At 45.6% G+C, this 14,478-nt stretch carries 13 protein-coding genes; 10 read left to right on the forward strand and 3 right to left on the reverse strand.

Annotation, left to right across the window (positions count from 1 at the left end; all coding sequences use genetic code 11):
* Positions 1-66 precede the first annotated feature (66 nt).
* The 5 genes from SWH54_17055 to SWH54_17075 all read left to right on the forward strand — a co-directional run bounded on the left by SWH54_17055 (position 67) and on the right by SWH54_17075 (position 5,123).
* Positions 67-1,065 carry a radical SAM protein gene (locus tag SWH54_17055; protein MDY6792976.1) on the forward strand — a complete coding sequence of 333 codons (999 nt, stop codon included), beginning with the start codon at positions 67-69 and terminating at the stop codon, positions 1,063-1,065.
* Positions 1,066-1,070: 5 nt separating this feature from the next.
* Positions 1,071-2,321 carry a beta-ketoacyl-[acyl-carrier-protein] synthase family protein gene (locus SWH54_17060; GenBank protein MDY6792977.1) on the forward strand — a complete coding sequence of 417 codons (1,251 nt, stop codon included), beginning with the start codon at positions 1,071-1,073 and terminating at the stop codon, positions 2,319-2,321.
* A 3-nt stretch (positions 2,322-2,324) separates the two neighbouring features.
* Positions 2,325-3,590, forward strand: coding sequence for a beta-ketoacyl-[acyl-carrier-protein] synthase family protein (locus SWH54_17065; protein MDY6792978.1), 1,266 nt, complete (start codon positions 2,325-2,327; stop codon positions 3,588-3,590).
* A gap of 1 nt (position 3,591) precedes the next feature.
* The gene (locus tag SWH54_17070) at positions 3,592-4,071 is read left to right on the forward strand and encodes an acyl-CoA thioesterase (protein ID MDY6792979.1); all 480 of its coding nucleotides are present in this window, start codon (positions 3,592-3,594) and stop codon (positions 4,069-4,071) included.
* Between the two features lie 179 nt (positions 4,072-4,250).
* Positions 4,251-5,123, forward strand: coding sequence for a polyketide synthase dehydratase domain-containing protein (locus SWH54_17075; GenBank protein ID MDY6792980.1), 873 nt, complete (start codon positions 4,251-4,253; stop codon positions 5,121-5,123).
* Here SWH54_17075 and SWH54_17080 read toward each other — a convergent pair.
* Positions 5,120-6,409: a citrate synthase gene (locus tag SWH54_17080; GenBank protein ID MDY6792981.1), complete on the reverse strand. Its 1,290-nt coding sequence runs from the start codon at positions 6,407-6,409 to the stop codon at positions 5,120-5,122. The genes SWH54_17075 and SWH54_17080 overlap by 4 nt on opposite strands.
* A 187-nt stretch (positions 6,410-6,596) precedes the next feature.
* Between SWH54_17080 and era the strand changes: the two genes are divergently transcribed.
* The 4 genes from era to queD all read left to right on the forward strand — a co-directional run bounded on the left by era (position 6,597) and on the right by queD (position 10,454).
* Entirely contained in the window at positions 6,597-7,502 is a 906-nt protein-coding gene (era, locus tag SWH54_17085) for a GTPase Era (GenBank protein MDY6792982.1), read from the forward strand.
* Positions 7,502-8,683 carry an MFS transporter gene (locus SWH54_17090; GenBank protein ID MDY6792983.1) on the forward strand — a complete coding sequence of 394 codons (1,182 nt, stop codon included), beginning with the start codon at positions 7,502-7,504 and terminating at the stop codon, positions 8,681-8,683. Before era ends, SWH54_17090 begins: the two co-directional genes overlap by 1 nt.
* Positions 8,684-8,820: 137 nt before the next feature.
* Positions 8,821-9,936 carry a molecular chaperone DnaJ gene (gene dnaJ / locus SWH54_17095; protein ID MDY6792984.1) on the forward strand — a complete coding sequence of 372 codons (1,116 nt, stop codon included), beginning with the start codon at positions 8,821-8,823 and terminating at the stop codon, positions 9,934-9,936.
* A 140-nt stretch (positions 9,937-10,076) separates the two neighbouring features.
* Positions 10,077-10,454: a 6-carboxytetrahydropterin synthase QueD gene (queD, locus tag SWH54_17100; protein MDY6792985.1), complete on the forward strand. Its 378-nt coding sequence runs from the start codon at positions 10,077-10,079 to the stop codon at positions 10,452-10,454.
* Positions 10,455-10,832: 378 nt separating this feature from the next.
* On the opposite strand, the gene SWH54_17105 is transcribed toward queD, so the two are convergent.
* Positions 10,833-11,576 carry a dienelactone hydrolase family protein gene (locus SWH54_17105; protein MDY6792986.1) on the reverse strand — a complete coding sequence of 248 codons (744 nt, stop codon included), beginning with the start codon at positions 11,574-11,576 and terminating at the stop codon, positions 10,833-10,835.
* Between the two features lie 649 nt (positions 11,577-12,225).
* Between SWH54_17105 and SWH54_17110 the strand changes: the two genes are divergently transcribed.
* Positions 12,226-13,773, forward strand: coding sequence for a DUF1846 domain-containing protein (locus SWH54_17110; protein MDY6792987.1), 1,548 nt, complete (start codon positions 12,226-12,228; stop codon positions 13,771-13,773).
* A gap of 167 nt (positions 13,774-13,940) precedes the next feature.
* Here SWH54_17110 and SWH54_17115 read toward each other — a convergent pair whose 3' ends face one another.
* Positions 13,941-14,333: a DUF1566 domain-containing protein gene (locus SWH54_17115; protein ID MDY6792988.1), complete on the reverse strand. Its 393-nt coding sequence runs from the start codon at positions 14,331-14,333 to the stop codon at positions 13,941-13,943.
* Positions 14,334-14,478: the final 145 nt, after the last annotated feature.

A 14,478-nucleotide genomic window follows, 5' to 3' on the forward strand; every position in this document is an offset into this window, starting at 1 on the left:
ATTCTGTGAAATTTCCGTGAAAATCAGTGGTATTTTTTTTGTTTTAGATAATAAAGGAGCACGTTGATGAAAACCGTTAGTTCCCTGCTGGATGACCAGTGGTATCAGCGATATAAAAAGATATCGAAGCTTAATATCCGAAGTTCAATATATGATGTGACCAACCGTTGTAATTTGCGATGCCAGGGATGTTTCTTTTTCTCTTCAGGAGAAGACAAGGCGGCGGTTGAAGAGATGGACATTAAAAAATGGGAAGCGTTTATCGGACGGGAAAAATCGCGTGGCGTTAACCTTGCCATACTGATTGGCGGGGAGCCCACGCTTTGTTTGGACAGAGTAGAAGCATTCTATAAACAACTGCCGACTTTTTGCGCAACCAACGGCCTTATCAAGGTCCCCCGAGACCGATTTCCCGATATGATGGTGGGAATTTCTTTATGGGGGGACGAAGAAGATGAGAAGGTTCTCCGGGGAAAAGACACCTTTGCCATTTCCAGCAAAAATTACCAGGGAGACCCCCACACCTATTACCTTTATACCATTACCCCCAAACAGATTGGGAAGACTGAACGAATTATAAAAAAGATAAGAGACGCGGGCCTTAAGGTGCACATGCAGCTCCTTTCCAATGATGAAGATGTGGACGGCTTTTTCTGGAAACCTGAAGAGCTCAAGGATTTGCGTCTGGAAATGGATGACATGTTAGATAAATATCCGGATGCGGTGATATCTTCCAAATATTATCATGAAATAATCACCACCGGAAAAATGTTGGGCAGAAAATTCGGATGGATGGAATGTCCCTCCGTTTCACAGCCTTTGGACAAAAGAAAACCAAGACCAAAGCGCCTGATAGACTTTATTCGGTGGGCATCGGATCTTAACACCATGCACCGCTGTTGTACTTCAGAAACAAGGAATTGTTCCACCTGCAAAGACGGGGCCGCACATATGAGTTGGGTGATGGTAAATAAGCGTGCTCATATTCGTACCTCCAAGGATCTGCAAAACTGGATTGAGGTTTACGAGATGTTTGCCAAGCTCTATCAATTTATCCCGTGGTAAATAATATGCGGTCAAAAAAACCTGTAATTATTGGATATGATTCGGTTTCTCCCCTGGGAACCGATATGGAATCCCAGTGGCGCAGGGCTGTCAGGGGTGAAAGCGGAATAGGCCAACTCACCCGCTTTACCACCGATGAAAACTTTCCCGTTCGTATTGCCGGCCAGGTCGATGATATTGACACCACGCCTTATCCTTTTTTAAGTGCACGAAATCTCGCACAGTGGACATCCCCGATTTTCAAATATGCCATGCTGGTGGTGCACCGTGCCCTGGAAAAAAGTAAAATTAAAATCACCCCCGATTTAGCCCCAAAGGTCGCCATTACTTTCAGTTCCGCAGTGGGCGGGCAGGATGCTGTTTTGAAAGCAGACCGGCTCATGATTTCCCGGCACAAACTGCCCCATCCATTCACCAACCCCAACTCATGCATCAATATGGTCGGTGGGAAAATATCCATTTTAACCGGTGCCACCGGCCCCATTACCTCAACCATTACCGCCTGTGCCACCGGTGTCACTTCAATGATCATAGGGGCAATGCTGCTTGAGCAGGGAAAAGCTGATGTCGTCATTTGCGGTGCGGTTGATTTTGCCCTTGTTGAACCGATTGTGGCCGGGTTTGCCACCATGAACGGCACCTATAGCCCCAAACCCGGTCTTCCCCAAGAACCGGCTGAAAGGGCCAGCAGACCTTTTTCTATTGACAGAAGAGGCTTTGTCATCTCCGAAGGCGCGGGCAGTATTATTATATGTACCCAAGAATTTGCCAAGGCCCATGGTCTCAGTTACCATATTGAAATAGCCGGTTGGGGCATGACCTCGGATGCCTATCATTTTGTTGCTCCGAATTTTGAGACCGTTAAAAGATGCATCACTGAAAGTATTGACAATGCAGATATAAAGCCCGATGATATCGATGCGGTAAATGCACACGGCACCTCTACGAAAATCGGCGATAAAGTTGAATTTGATGCCTTGAAAGCGGTATTTGGAAATGCTATACCTCCGGTATCGGCAAACAAATCGCTGATCGGTCATGCCATGGGGGCGTCCAGTGCGATTGAGTCTATTTTTGCCATTTGCGGGATGAAAAGGAGCACTTTGCTTCCAACCATCAACTATACACCGGACCCGGGCATGGTTTTGGACTGTGTACCCGAAGGCGCACGCAATCATAGTCAGGAATATGTGCTTAAAAATTCCTTTGGGTTTGGCGGATGCAATTCATGTGTTGTTTTCCGCAGGATAGCATAAACGATGAAAGCACCCAAAAACAGACGTGTATTTGTTATCGGCTACGGCACTGCCACACCGCTGGGAAAAACCTTTGAAAAAACCTGGCAACGGGCGGTGAATGGCGAGGCCGGTTTTCGCAAGGTAACGCGATGTGAAACAAACTCACGCAGCAATGTGGTGGGCGAGATTCCGGACTGGGATCCCATGACCCTTGATTTCATGGACAGGAAAGAGGCCTATAACTGGAATGCGGATTATGTTTTTTTAACCATGGCGGTTTGCAAAGAAGCTCTGATAAATTCCGCGTTGGAAATAGACAAGGATACCGGCCCCAGAACCGCCTGCTTGATCGGATCTGCCTTAAATGGAACCGATGCTTACCGCATCGCCATGGATAATTATGTGAACCAGGGCCCCTACAAGGTGAGCCCATACCTGCTTCCCAATCTGTGTGCCAATCTGCCGTCCGGTAAGGCCGGAATGCTTCTTGGGTTTACCGGTCCGATATTTTCACCCCAGGGCGCCTGTGCTTCGGGAAACCATGCCATCGGTATCGGTTCTCGAATGATCAGGGATGGAGATTGCGATTTTGTTCTGGCCGGTGGAGTCGATACCTGCCTGATACCTGAAATTATTCAAGGTTTTTCCAATATGCTGGCCACCATAAAAGTGGGCCCCAATGACCGTGCCTATAATGACCCCACCCAGGCCTGCCGACCTTTTTCCATTGACAGAAAAGGAATTGTTCTTTCAGAAGGGGCAGGGGTAATTGTGCTGGCAGCTGAAGATATGCTTTCTGCATATGGCCTTGAACCAAAGGCTGAGGTGATGGGCATCGGCTGGACCTCGGACGCGCATCATTTTACCCTGCCCAACCCTGAAACCATCATCTGCGCAATAACTGAAGCGATACAAGATGCCGGTTTGCAACCGGAAGACATTTCATATGTGAATGCGCACGGAACATCCACCCATAAAGGCGATAAAATTGAAATTGATTGTTTAAGAAACGTGTTCGGCAAAAAGCTGGAAAGTGTGCCTGTATCATCAAACAAATCTCAGCTCGGACATACTCTTGGCGCTTCCGCTGCCATTGAGGCCGCCCTGGGTATTGAGGCGATGCAAAAAGGCTTAATCCTTCCGACGGTTAATCATATCCCGGATCCCGAACTGACTGATATTGATGTGGTTCCCCATAAAACCCGCAGGCAGAGTTACGAAACCTTTCTTTCCAATGCCTTCGGTTTTGGCGGGACGAATTGCTGTATTGTTTTTAAAGGTGTTTGAAATGAGACCGAAACCATTTATTCCTGAAACCCTTGATGGCGATAACCGGTATGTCAGAGATAAAACCGGCGGCCTGGTATGGCACAAATGCAATACACGGACTCTGTACGCCGATACAGATCGCTCACAGGTGGTCTATCATGGGAACTATCTTCGATATTTTGAATTGGGAAGGGCTTCCCTGATGCGCGATGCAGCCTATGCCTATCGCGAAATTGAGGAAAACGGCTTTATATATCCTATTATTGAAATTGGAATCAGCTATTTTACCCCGCTTTTTTACGATGATCCCATGTGCATCTATACCCATCCTTCAGACCTCGAGCGGGTGCGGCTTAAGTTTGATTATATCATTACCAATGAAGCATCCAATGAGATCATTTGTAAAGGATTTACCCGTCATTGCGCCACCAATGCGTCCGGAATGCCGGTTGGAATCGATAAAAAAACCCTTCATTTATGGAAAGTCTTCCCCAAATGATAGGCAAAGATCAAAGGCACCTGTCTTCGCCTTTGGCTTCAGACTGCATTTTTAAGCCCTGCCTTGACAAAACGCCGGAGCAGGGAAAGGCTCTATATTTTTTCCATAACTTTTCATGCCCGACTGGGTACAACAATGCATCAAACCTAACCCCATAAAAAGACGTGGTTTTTTAAAAAATGCAAAAAAGGCTGCCACTTAAGATAGAAATCCATCCGTATTTGCTGGATCACCGCTTTGAAGGAAAAGCAGTACTCCCCGCTGTGGAAGCCATGCAACTTCTTGCCGCATCCACTGAAAAGTACCTGCCGAAAACAGATATCCGATCCATTGAAAAAGCCATGTTTGATAAATTTTTCTATATTGAGCCGGATACTGCCTCAGCTGATAATGTTGTTGACGCCTTTAACGAAATCGAAAAGAATGAAAAAGACGGTGTCACCGCCAGACTGATGACAAAAACAAGATCAAAAAAGGCCGGTATCACCCGCGTAAAACAGCATGCCACCATGCAATTTTCCGCCAATAAAGCTGATATTAATCCTCCTGCTTTGGCTGCTGTTTCCGGACAGATTCAAAAGAGGTTTACCATCCCGGCGGATAAGCTATACAGCGACCTTGTTCCCTTTGGCCCTGCATATCATAATATTCAGGATCCCCTGTTTGTTTCCTCAAAAGGGGCCATGGCCGATATACTGGCGCCAAAACAAAGACCCATCAATAAGTCAAAACTGCCGCTGGGCTCTCCTTTCCCTCTGGATGCCGCCTTTCATGCGGCATGTGCCTGGGGGCAGCGTTACCTGGCTGTGGTCGGGTTTCCCGTTGGATTTGACCGGCGAATAATTTTTAAACCGACCCGACCTGGAAGCCGGTATACCTGCCTGATCCTTCCGGTGAATGTGAGCACTGAGCTTTTTTCTTTTGATATAGGGCTTTACAATCGAAATGGTATACTTGTTGAAACGGTCTTTGGCCTGCAAATGAGAGATGTCAGCGCGGGTCGCATGAAACCGCCCCGGTGGGTCATTAAAAAAGATTCCATCAATCTCTAATCCCTCTCAGCTATGGGAGTAAAATCTCTTTTTTTCGATCCGATGTAAATCTGGCGAGGGCGACTGATTTTCCATTTGGGATCATAGATGCTTTCTTTCCACTGTGCAATCCAACCGGGCAGTCTGCCGATGGCAAACATCACCGTAAACATGTTGGTGGGTATGCCAATGGCTCGCAAAACAATCCCGGAGAAAAAGTCAACATTGGGATACAGGTGATGATCAATAAAGTAAGGATCTTTTCTGGCTTGTATCTCCAGTTCCTTGGCAATGTCCAGCAGCGGATCTGAAATATGTAACGATTCCAGCAAATCGTCGCACATCTTTTTCATAATCGTTGCCCGAGGATCATAGGTTTTATATACCCGGTGTCCGAATCCCATCAAACGGAAAGGATCATTCCTGTCTTTGGCCCTTTCAATGGCTTTCTTATAGTTTCCCCCTGAATCGTGTATCTCGGTGAGCATTTCAATGACCGCCTGGTTGGCTCCTCCATGCAAAGGCCCCCATAAGGCGGCAATGCCTGATGAAATGGCAGCATAGAGGTTGACGCGGGCGCTTCCCACCATGCGCACGGATGAGGTGGAACAGTTCTGCTCGTGGTCTGCATGAAGTATCCAGAACACTCGAAGGGCTTTTACCACCAAAGAATTTATTTTGTAAGGCATCACAGGTGTATCGAACATCATATTGAGAAAATTTTCACAATATGTCAGGTCAGGCCTGGGGTAAATCACCTTGTGTCCCTTGGATATCTTGTATGACATGGCCGCCATGGTCCTGATTTTGGCCATAAGCCTCGTCATGGTGATCATGATCTCTTCCTCTTCCGTCTGATGATTCAGTTCCGGATAAAAGCTTCTCAGGGCATTCACCATGGCGGACAGAATACCCATGGGATGGGAATTTCTGGGGAACTTCATATAAAAAGCCTTCATGTCTTCATGAACAAGAGAATTATCATTAAGCAGCATTGAGTAACGTTTGAGTTCTTCGGAGTTGGGTAGCTTACCGTGGATCAGCAGGTAGGCAGTCTCCTTGAAGGTTGCTTTTTCTGCAAGCTGCTCAACCGGAACACCTCTGTAACGCAAAATCCCTTTTTCTCCATCCATAAATGTAATACTGCTTTCACAGGATCCGGTGTTTGCATAGCCGGGATCAAGGGTGATTAATCCGGTTTGTTTGCGAAGAAAGGATATGTCAAGCGCCCTCTCTCCTTCAGAGCCCTCAATAATGGGCAATTCACAGGTCTCTCCATCAATGATCAGTCTGGCGGTTTTTCCCATTTTTCTCAGCCTTTTATATTATCAGGTAACTGCACACTGCGACAAATTAAGAATTGTTTTGATTTTGTTATAACAATATGAAAATAATATCAAAACATTGAAGGAAAGCAAGTTTTTTAATGTTGCATTTTGTAAAACCCAACTAAAGCCATTTTTCACCGATATGGCTCAAGACCGGTCTGCCATCATGAAAAAAAATAATAAATTTACTGATTTTAAATCCGGCTTTGTGGCGATTGTAGGTGCGCCCAATGCGGGAAAATCGACCTTTTTAAACCGGCTGCTCGGCGAAAAAATATCCATTACATCCAGAAAACCCCAGACCACCCGCAACCGTATTCTGGGTGTGGTTCACCGACCCTCTTCCCAGCTTGTTTTCATCGATACGCCGGGTGTACACCGGCCAAAAGATGAGCTGAATGTTAGAATTGTTGATGCAGCTCTTTCAGCCATGGGCGATGTGGACCTGATCCTTATTGTGACTGATGTGGCAAATTCTGATACGGAATCGGAAAACTATATGATAAAGAAACTAAAGCCGCAAAAAAAACCGGTTATCCTTGCCCTTAACAAGATAGACCTGATAAAAAAGCCGGCGCTGCTTGAAATCATAAACAGCTGGGGGAAAAGATACACCTTTGAAGCGATTGTCCCGATTTCCGCCAAATACGGTGACCAGGTGGATCGGCTTCTCGAGACCATGGAAGCCCTTTTACCCCAGGGCCCCCCTTTTTTCCCCGAAGATACCCTTACCGATTTGCCGGAACGTTTTATTGCGGCGGAAATGATAAGGGAAAAGGTTTTCCGACTAACCGGCCAGGAAATACCCTACTCAACTGCAGTGACCGTTGATTCCTTTTCAGCTAAAAAGGGCGGCGGACTGGTAAAAATTAACGCCACGATTCACCTTGAAAGGGATTCTCAAAAGGGCATCATCATCGGGAAAAAAGGAAGCAAACTGAAAAAAATCGGTGAAGACTCGCGCAAACAAATCGAACGGATGCTGGGAACAAAGGTTTTTTTAAAACTTTTTGTGCGTGTGCAGAAAAACTGGAGCAGAGATACCAGAGCCATCAGAAAATTTGGCTATTGATGAAAAAATTGAATAAACCCATATTCAGTACTCTTTTCTTTTCCATGCTTGCGACTGTGACAGGTGTGGGTATCGTCGTTCCCCTTTTACCCGTTTATGCGCATACCATTGGTGCAAACGGGTTATACATCGGGATGATATTCGGAGCCTTTTCCCTTTCCAGAGCTTTCTTTCTTCCCTATTTCGGCAGACTGTCAGATAGAAAGGGGCGAAAACCGTTAATCATTGTCGGTCTTTTTGCATACAGTATGATTTCGCTTGCCTTTATGTTGTCTAAAGATGTCAACTCACTGATATTTATCAGATTTTTTCAGGGAGTTGCCTCTGCCATGCTGATGCCGGTGATACAGGCCTATATCGGGGATATTACCCCCAAAGGCAAGGAAGGCTTTAGCATGGGTTTATTCAACATGTCCATGTTCTTCGGCTTAAGCCTGGGGCCGGTCCTCGGAGGAATTATTAACGACAGGTTGAATCTTAATTCCGCTTTTATCTGTATGGGTTTTCTGGCTTTTAGCGGATTTTTGCTAAGTCTTTTTCTGCTTCCGCCTACAAAATCAGAACAGTCCGTCTATTTAGGAAAGACACCCACAGAATGGAAAATCTTACTGCGCGACAGGATCATCGCCGGGCTTTTTCTTTTCAGGTTCACCTATACTCTATGTATCGGTGTCATGTGGGGATTTCTACCTGTGGTGGCAGATTCTGAATTTTTTCTTACCAGTTCATCCATTGGGATGTTGGTGATGCTAGGTGTATTTATCAGCGGGTTGATCCACCTGCCGATGGGCTATCTGGCAGACCGCGTAAATAAATATATGATGATCGCCGCAGGCGGGCTTATCGTCGTTTTTGCCATGTGTTATTTTGCCTGGACCAACACCTCCCGGGGCCTTTTTTATGCCAGCATCCTGTTTGGCATCGGCGGTGGCATTTCAATGCCGGCGCTTATGGCATTGGCCGTATTGAAAGGGAATACATCTCATGCCATGGGTTCGGTAATGGCCCTGTTAACCCTGGCACACAGTCTTGGAATGTTCACCGGCTCTTTAACTGCAGGTATGATGATGGATTTATCCCTGTTGCGAGAGGCTTTTACTATGGGAGCGGTTATCATGGGTATGGGTGTGGGCCTGTTTTTTATTGGTGCATTTAAAACCAATGAATTTAAACATAATTAGGATATACCCAGGTAAGCCCGGACTTTGAAAATGGCAATTGACAACCGCACTTTTTGCATTACATTTATAGATTGATAATACGATAAAAAATAAGAACAAGATAGCATCAATTACCCCTACTCAAACCTGGAAACAATATGACGAACAAACGTGATTATTACGAGGTGCTTGGCATCAGCCGTAACGATTCTGATGATCAGATAAAAGCGGCCTACCGCAAGCTTGCTTTAAAGTACCATCCTGACAGAAATCCTGGAAACAAAGAGGCTGAAGAAAAATTCAAAGAAGCTGCCGAGGCTTATGAGGTGCTTCATGATCCTCAGAAAAAAAATATCTACGATCAGTTTGGGCATCAGGGCCTTGAAGGTTCCGGTTTTTCAGGGTTCAGGGGGTTTGAGGATATATTTTCAAGTTTTGGCGATATCTTTGAGGATTTCTTCGGCTTCGGTTCTTCACGAAGATCCGGAAGCCGTGCCCAGCGTGGGTCTGACCTTAGATATGACATGACGCTCAGCTTCATGGAAGCTGCTTTTGGAACGGAAACCGAAATAGATGTCAGAAAAATGGATGTATGCCATGAGTGCTCCGGCACCGGGAGTGAACCGGGTACCCAGCCGGAAACCTGTTCCCAGTGCGGCGGAGCAGGTCAGGTTTCCCGTTCCCAGGGTTTTTTTACCGTTAGAACGACCTGTCCTTCCTGCCAGGGCACGGGCCAGACCATTTCGCATCCATGCAGCAGTTGCAGAGGAACCGGGCAGATTCAGGTAAATAAAAAGGTCTCCGTAAAAATTCCGGGAGGTGTTGATTCAGGATCAAGGCTGCGTCTGACCGGTGAGGGCGAAGCAGGTGCTCACGGCGGGCCGCAGGGAGACCTTTATGTCTTCATCTATGTTGAACCGCATCACTTTTTTCAGCGAGATGATACCAATGTTGTTTGCCAGGTGCCGCTCTCCTTTATACAGGCCGCACTTGGGGATGAGATAACGGTTCCCACCTTAACCGGAGAAAAAGTGCTCGACATACCGAAAGGAACTCAGCCCGGTGACACTTTCCGCTTTCGTGGTGAGGGGATTCCGTATCTAAGACGAAAAGCTCGCGGAGATCAGATTATCAAAGTGGACATTAAAACCCCGACCCACCTCAACAAAAAGCAGGAAGCCCTTTTGAAAGAATTTGCCAGTATTGAATCCGGGAAGTTTTCTAACAAGTTAAAAAATATCTTAAAAGGTGAATCTGCAAGCGCCACTGGATAGTCTTAATAATTTAAAATATCAGGCTTTTCTCCAAACTAGTTGGAGAAGAGGGTTCAAAGTATCAGTGATTTTCACTCGAACCCCTGACCCCTCGAATCCTGATCAATCGAATCACTCTTGGGGAGATGATCCAAAGATCAATGTATGAACTAAAAATTATAACCCGGTTTGCCGCCGCCCACCAGCTTCAGATGGTGGCAAAAAAGTGTGAAAACCTGCATGGACACAACTGGAAGATTGAGGCCTGCCTGGTTGGCGAAACTTTAAATCATGCCGGCGTTCTGATGGATTTCGGTGAGTTTAAAAAAATCTTATCAGAAATTATAGAACGGCTTGACCATAAATTCCTTAACGAACTCGAATACTTTAACGATAGTTTTCCACCGTCTTCGGAAAATATTGCTTACTATATCGCAAACGAACTTCAATCATCCATTCATGATCCTTTGGTTAAAGTCAGCCGTGTCACCGCCTGGGAATCAGACAATGCCTGCGCGATATATAGACCTCCTGCCTGAAATAATGGATTGAAGTTGATCAACTGCATCTTTTTGAGATGGCTTCTAGATATCTGAATATTTAACGGTAAGCTTACCTGCATTTTACGCGCAGTAAAAATGCAGGTGGAGCCTTTATCTAGGGCGGAATTGATCAAGTTACTAATGTGACTTTCACTCACACAGATTTTCGGAAGTAGGTAATTATAATTGCAGTACCAATGATTTTCTGAACCATCTGCTTTCCAGTCTCTATTGCGGAAAGATTTGTCCCTGCTCCCAACTCAATTGCGAAGAAAACACCCGGCGAAACAATGCATACAATTATTTTACTTTCCGAATTTTTATGAGTCAATCTTTCTTAACTTCCGAAAACCATATAGAGGTCACGTAAGTTTTTCATTTGCCTCCTGGAGGGTGAAGGCGGTTCAAGAACCCTACTGTTCTTACCCATGAATCAGCGGCGTCCTGGGGACGGTAAGTGAAACGCCGGGAGTTGAGATTGAAACCGTGTCCGGCATTTGGATACTCAACTAACTCGAATGGCGCTGTTTTCGGAGCCTTGGCCAGCTCCCGCATGGTGTGGATCAAGCAGCAGTCTTGGTATAGGTCTTTCACACCGGCGAACAACAGGACAGGCGTCTGAAGCCTTGCCGCGAAGGTCTTCATATCCCATCCCATAATCGTAATAGCTGGATAATAGGCCACCACGGCAGACACCTGATCCTTCAACTTAGCACCGTAAGACAGCACTCCCGCGCCACCGATTGAAAAACCGACCAGGGATACTTTCCCGGGAATGGCTTGTGGCGAAGACTTCGAATCAGCGATAACGGTCTGCAAGTTTTCCGCAGCAGGTACAATAGTGCCCATAAGGTCGATTAAATACTTTCCATCCATTAGCACCGTATAGTAGCCAAGCTCTGCGAGTTTTGAACTGAAGTCACGGTATAGGTCTGTACCTGCAAAGCCAGAGACGACAATAACAATGGCGCCTTTACCACCTACAGGTGGAAAGATCTCGTATTGCGGTCCCTGTGATTCAAATGAGCACCCTCCAAAGATCGCTAAGGCAAAAAAAATGGAGAGCACATATATTAAAAGACAGCGTGGAGAAATCCTACGATTTGTAAAATTCAACATTATATTACCTCCATTTCTGTAGTAAGGATTAGGTTGTCCTATATATTGTATCGTTGTCTCGATAAGTAATTAAAATCGAACTTATCGAGACCTGCAACGACCGTGCACATTAAACAGTTTGATTCCGTCTCCAGTACTCTCTATTAATTTTCACATAAATTGATAGATTAAATTTGAGAAAAACCAGAATCTTTTCGAGAAAAGAACATTTAGAAGTTGAGAATCGATTCAACGAAAGGTAGAAAGTGTTACAAAGAGTTAAGAAAAGTAATTGTAGGAGTGAAATTGAGCTTGGTATGAGCGCAATATTAAAGTTTAGATATTATGGGATGCCATGTAATGTCAAGAAAATTCAGACTGGTGATTGAGAGTATCACAGGTTGACCTTGATTGCAGAATTTTTAAATATCACAACTTTTCAAACCGGTTTAATTTTCCTGATATGGAGCTACCTCAGGTTTTAAAACGGATCTAAATCATTACCTCCATAAAGCGATACTTCGGATGAAATTGCAGTGTTTTCTCCAATTATTATAAATAAAATTGGAATCGATACTTAAATATTGATTTTAATGTTAGCTTCAATTAAATTTTTTTTCGATAATTATCTCATGCAATAGGAAATTTCTTTCAAACCAGGTTGTTGCGAATGGATCTAAAATTGAATACTGGAATGATCATGACAGCGAATGCGGCCTTTGACAATGAGAAATATATCCAGGAGCAAAAATCCGAAATCCTTAAACGTATAAATAAGTTCAGCAATAAACTCTATCTTGAATTCGGTGGTAAACTCCTGTTTGACTACCATGCATCCCGTGTGCTGCCGGGTTATGATCCCAATGTCAAAATGAGGCTTCTCCAGGCGTTAAAAGACAAAGCCGATATTCTGCTTTGCATCTATGCCGGCGATATCGAGCGGAAAAAAATGCGGGCCGATTTTGGTATCACCTACGATTCAGACGCGTTAAAACTAATCGACGATCTCCGGAGCTGGGGAATCGATGTTTTAGGTGTTGTAATTACCCGGTTTGAAAACCAACCGTCGGCCCTCCAGTTTAAATATAAACTGGAGAGAAGAGGCCTCCGGGTATACACGCATCAATACACCAAGGGGTATCCTACGGATGTAGATTTGATTGTCAGTGATGAGGGATACGGTGCCAATGAATTTATCGAAACCGATAAGCCCTTGGTCATTGTGACCGGCCCCGGCCCTTGCAGCGGAAAACTGGCTACTTGCCTTTCCCAAGTCTATCATGAATACAGACGTGGCGTTTTTGCCGGTTATGCCAAGTTTGAAACTTTTCCGATCTGGAATCTGCCGCTCAAGCACCCAGTGAATATCGCCTATGAAGCCGCCACCGCTGATATCAAAGATTTTAACCTGATAGATCCTTTTCATCTGGAGGCGTATAATCATAAGACGGTCAACTACAATCGTGATGTGGACGTGTTCCCTGTTCTAAAGCGTATATTGAAAAAGATTATAGGCGGTGAGTCGTTTTACAAATCCCCCACAGATATGGGAGTCAATCGCGTCGGCTTTGCCATCATAAACGACGAAACCACCCGGGAAGCTGCCAAACAGGAACTTATTCGGCGGTATTTCCGCTATCGGTGCGAATATGTCATGGGGCTGACCGACAAGGAAACGGTTCAACGGGTGGAGCTTTTAATCAAAGATTTAAACCTGGAGCTTGAATACCGGCGGGTGGTCGAACCGGCGCGCAGTGCAGCCATAAAGGGTCAAGAAAGCGGTAGGGGCAACGAAGGAATTTTTTGCGGTGCGGCCATCGCCCTGGGAAACGGCACCATCGTGACTGGCGACAATTCACCGCAGTTTCACGCGGCCTCAAGCCTTGTTCTGCACGCCGTTAAGCATTTGGCCGAAATCCCGGAAAAGATTAATCTGCTCCCGCCCAACATTGTCGATTCGGTTCTAAATCTCAAAACCAACGTGCTCAATGAAAAGACGCTCAGCCTTGACCTGATGGAAACCCTAATCGCCCTCAGTATCAGCGCGACCGCCAACCCTGCCGCCCAGTTAGCCATGGAGAAATTGGAGGAGCTCCACGGGTGTGAGGTCCATATGACCCATATTCCTACGCCGGGGGATGAGGCCGGATTGAGACGACTCGGCGTGAACCTCACCAGTGACCCCAACTTTTCTACTAAAGATCTTTATATCTCGTAATGCGGTTATATTAAGCTTCTGAAGCTTTCATGGTCTTCAAACCGCTTCGATGGTTGAAAGCGGTTTCAAAGCAATATTGTATGTAGCACTGACAATGCCTGGTACCTTGTGGATTATCTCACTGGCGAGTCCCTCAAGAATTTCGTAACAAAGAGGTGTCGGTTTGGCTAATTGCCACTCCGCACTGGCAATACCCGGGTTGGGCCGGAGTAAGACTGACGAATCCAGTATATTTGACCGTAAGTGAAATTAAAACGGGCGGCCTTGTAGCTGCGAGTCTCTGAAGCCCAACAACTTTCGGCAGTAGTGTTGATTAGCTTAGGAACATGGTAACCACGCTTGTTTTTATATTTAGGGTTATAAAGACTTGCGAGTTCAGCCAAGGTCGGCATTCGCCAGTCGGTATGCTTCCCAATGCTGTAATTTTGGCAATAAGAAAGGGCCGCTGGCCAGTTTAGAAGGGTTCCATTGTCTTTTGCCGCCCACATCAGGCTGGTTTTAGTGTCGGTAACGGTACCATCGCCGTTGTTCAAAAAGCGGTCCTTTGCAATGGCAGGCATAATAAAGAAGCCATTAAGTACAAAGTGTTGTGGTCAAGTAAAACCGGACACTTTTTGTTAAGCCGCTTTGCGGCATTGTTCTTTTTCATAGGCGAACGGAGTTTTATAACCGAGTGTCGAATGCAGCCGAATGGAGTTATAGTAG

The organism is Thermodesulfobacteriota bacterium, assembly GCA_034189135.1.
Classification (GTDB): Bacteria; Desulfobacterota; Desulfobacteria; order Desulfobacterales; family JAUWMJ01; genus JAUWMJ01.

What these genes read in the sequence shown, in the direction of transcription:
- SWH54_17115 (MDY6792988.1), bottom strand. Translation starts at nt 14,333, where the DNA reads ATGCCTGCCATTGCAAAGGACCGCTTTTTGAACAACGGCGATGGTACC.
- SWH54_17090 (MDY6792983.1), top strand. Translation starts at nt 7,502, where the DNA reads ATGAAAAAATTGAATAAACCCATATTCAGTACTCTTTTCTTTTCCATG.
- SWH54_17105 (MDY6792986.1), bottom strand. Translation starts at nt 11,576, where the DNA reads ATGTTGAATTTTACAAATCGTAGGATTTCTCCACGCTGTCTTTTAATA.
- dnaJ (MDY6792984.1), top strand. Translation starts at nt 8,821, where the DNA reads ATGACGAACAAACGTGATTATTACGAGGTGCTTGGCATCAGCCGTAAC.
- queD (MDY6792985.1), top strand. Translation starts at nt 10,077, where the DNA reads ATGTATGAACTAAAAATTATAACCCGGTTTGCCGCCGCCCACCAGCTT.
- SWH54_17070 (MDY6792979.1), top strand. Translation starts at nt 3,592, where the DNA reads ATGAGACCGAAACCATTTATTCCTGAAACCCTTGATGGCGATAACCGG.
- SWH54_17060 (MDY6792977.1), top strand. Translation starts at nt 1,071, where the DNA reads ATGCGGTCAAAAAAACCTGTAATTATTGGATATGATTCGGTTTCTCCC.
- SWH54_17110 (MDY6792987.1), top strand. Translation starts at nt 12,226, where the DNA reads ATGGATCTAAAATTGAATACTGGAATGATCATGACAGCGAATGCGGCC.
- SWH54_17055 (MDY6792976.1), top strand. Translation starts at nt 67, where the DNA reads ATGAAAACCGTTAGTTCCCTGCTGGATGACCAGTGGTATCAGCGATAT.
- SWH54_17065 (MDY6792978.1), top strand. Translation starts at nt 2,325, where the DNA reads ATGAAAGCACCCAAAAACAGACGTGTATTTGTTATCGGCTACGGCACT.
- SWH54_17075 (MDY6792980.1), top strand. Translation starts at nt 4,251, where the DNA reads ATGCAAAAAAGGCTGCCACTTAAGATAGAAATCCATCCGTATTTGCTG.
- SWH54_17080 (MDY6792981.1), bottom strand. Translation starts at nt 6,409, where the DNA reads ATGGGAAAAACCGCCAGACTGATCATTGATGGAGAGACCTGTGAATTG.
- era (MDY6792982.1), top strand. Translation starts at nt 6,597, where the DNA reads ATGAAAAAAAATAATAAATTTACTGATTTTAAATCCGGCTTTGTGGCG.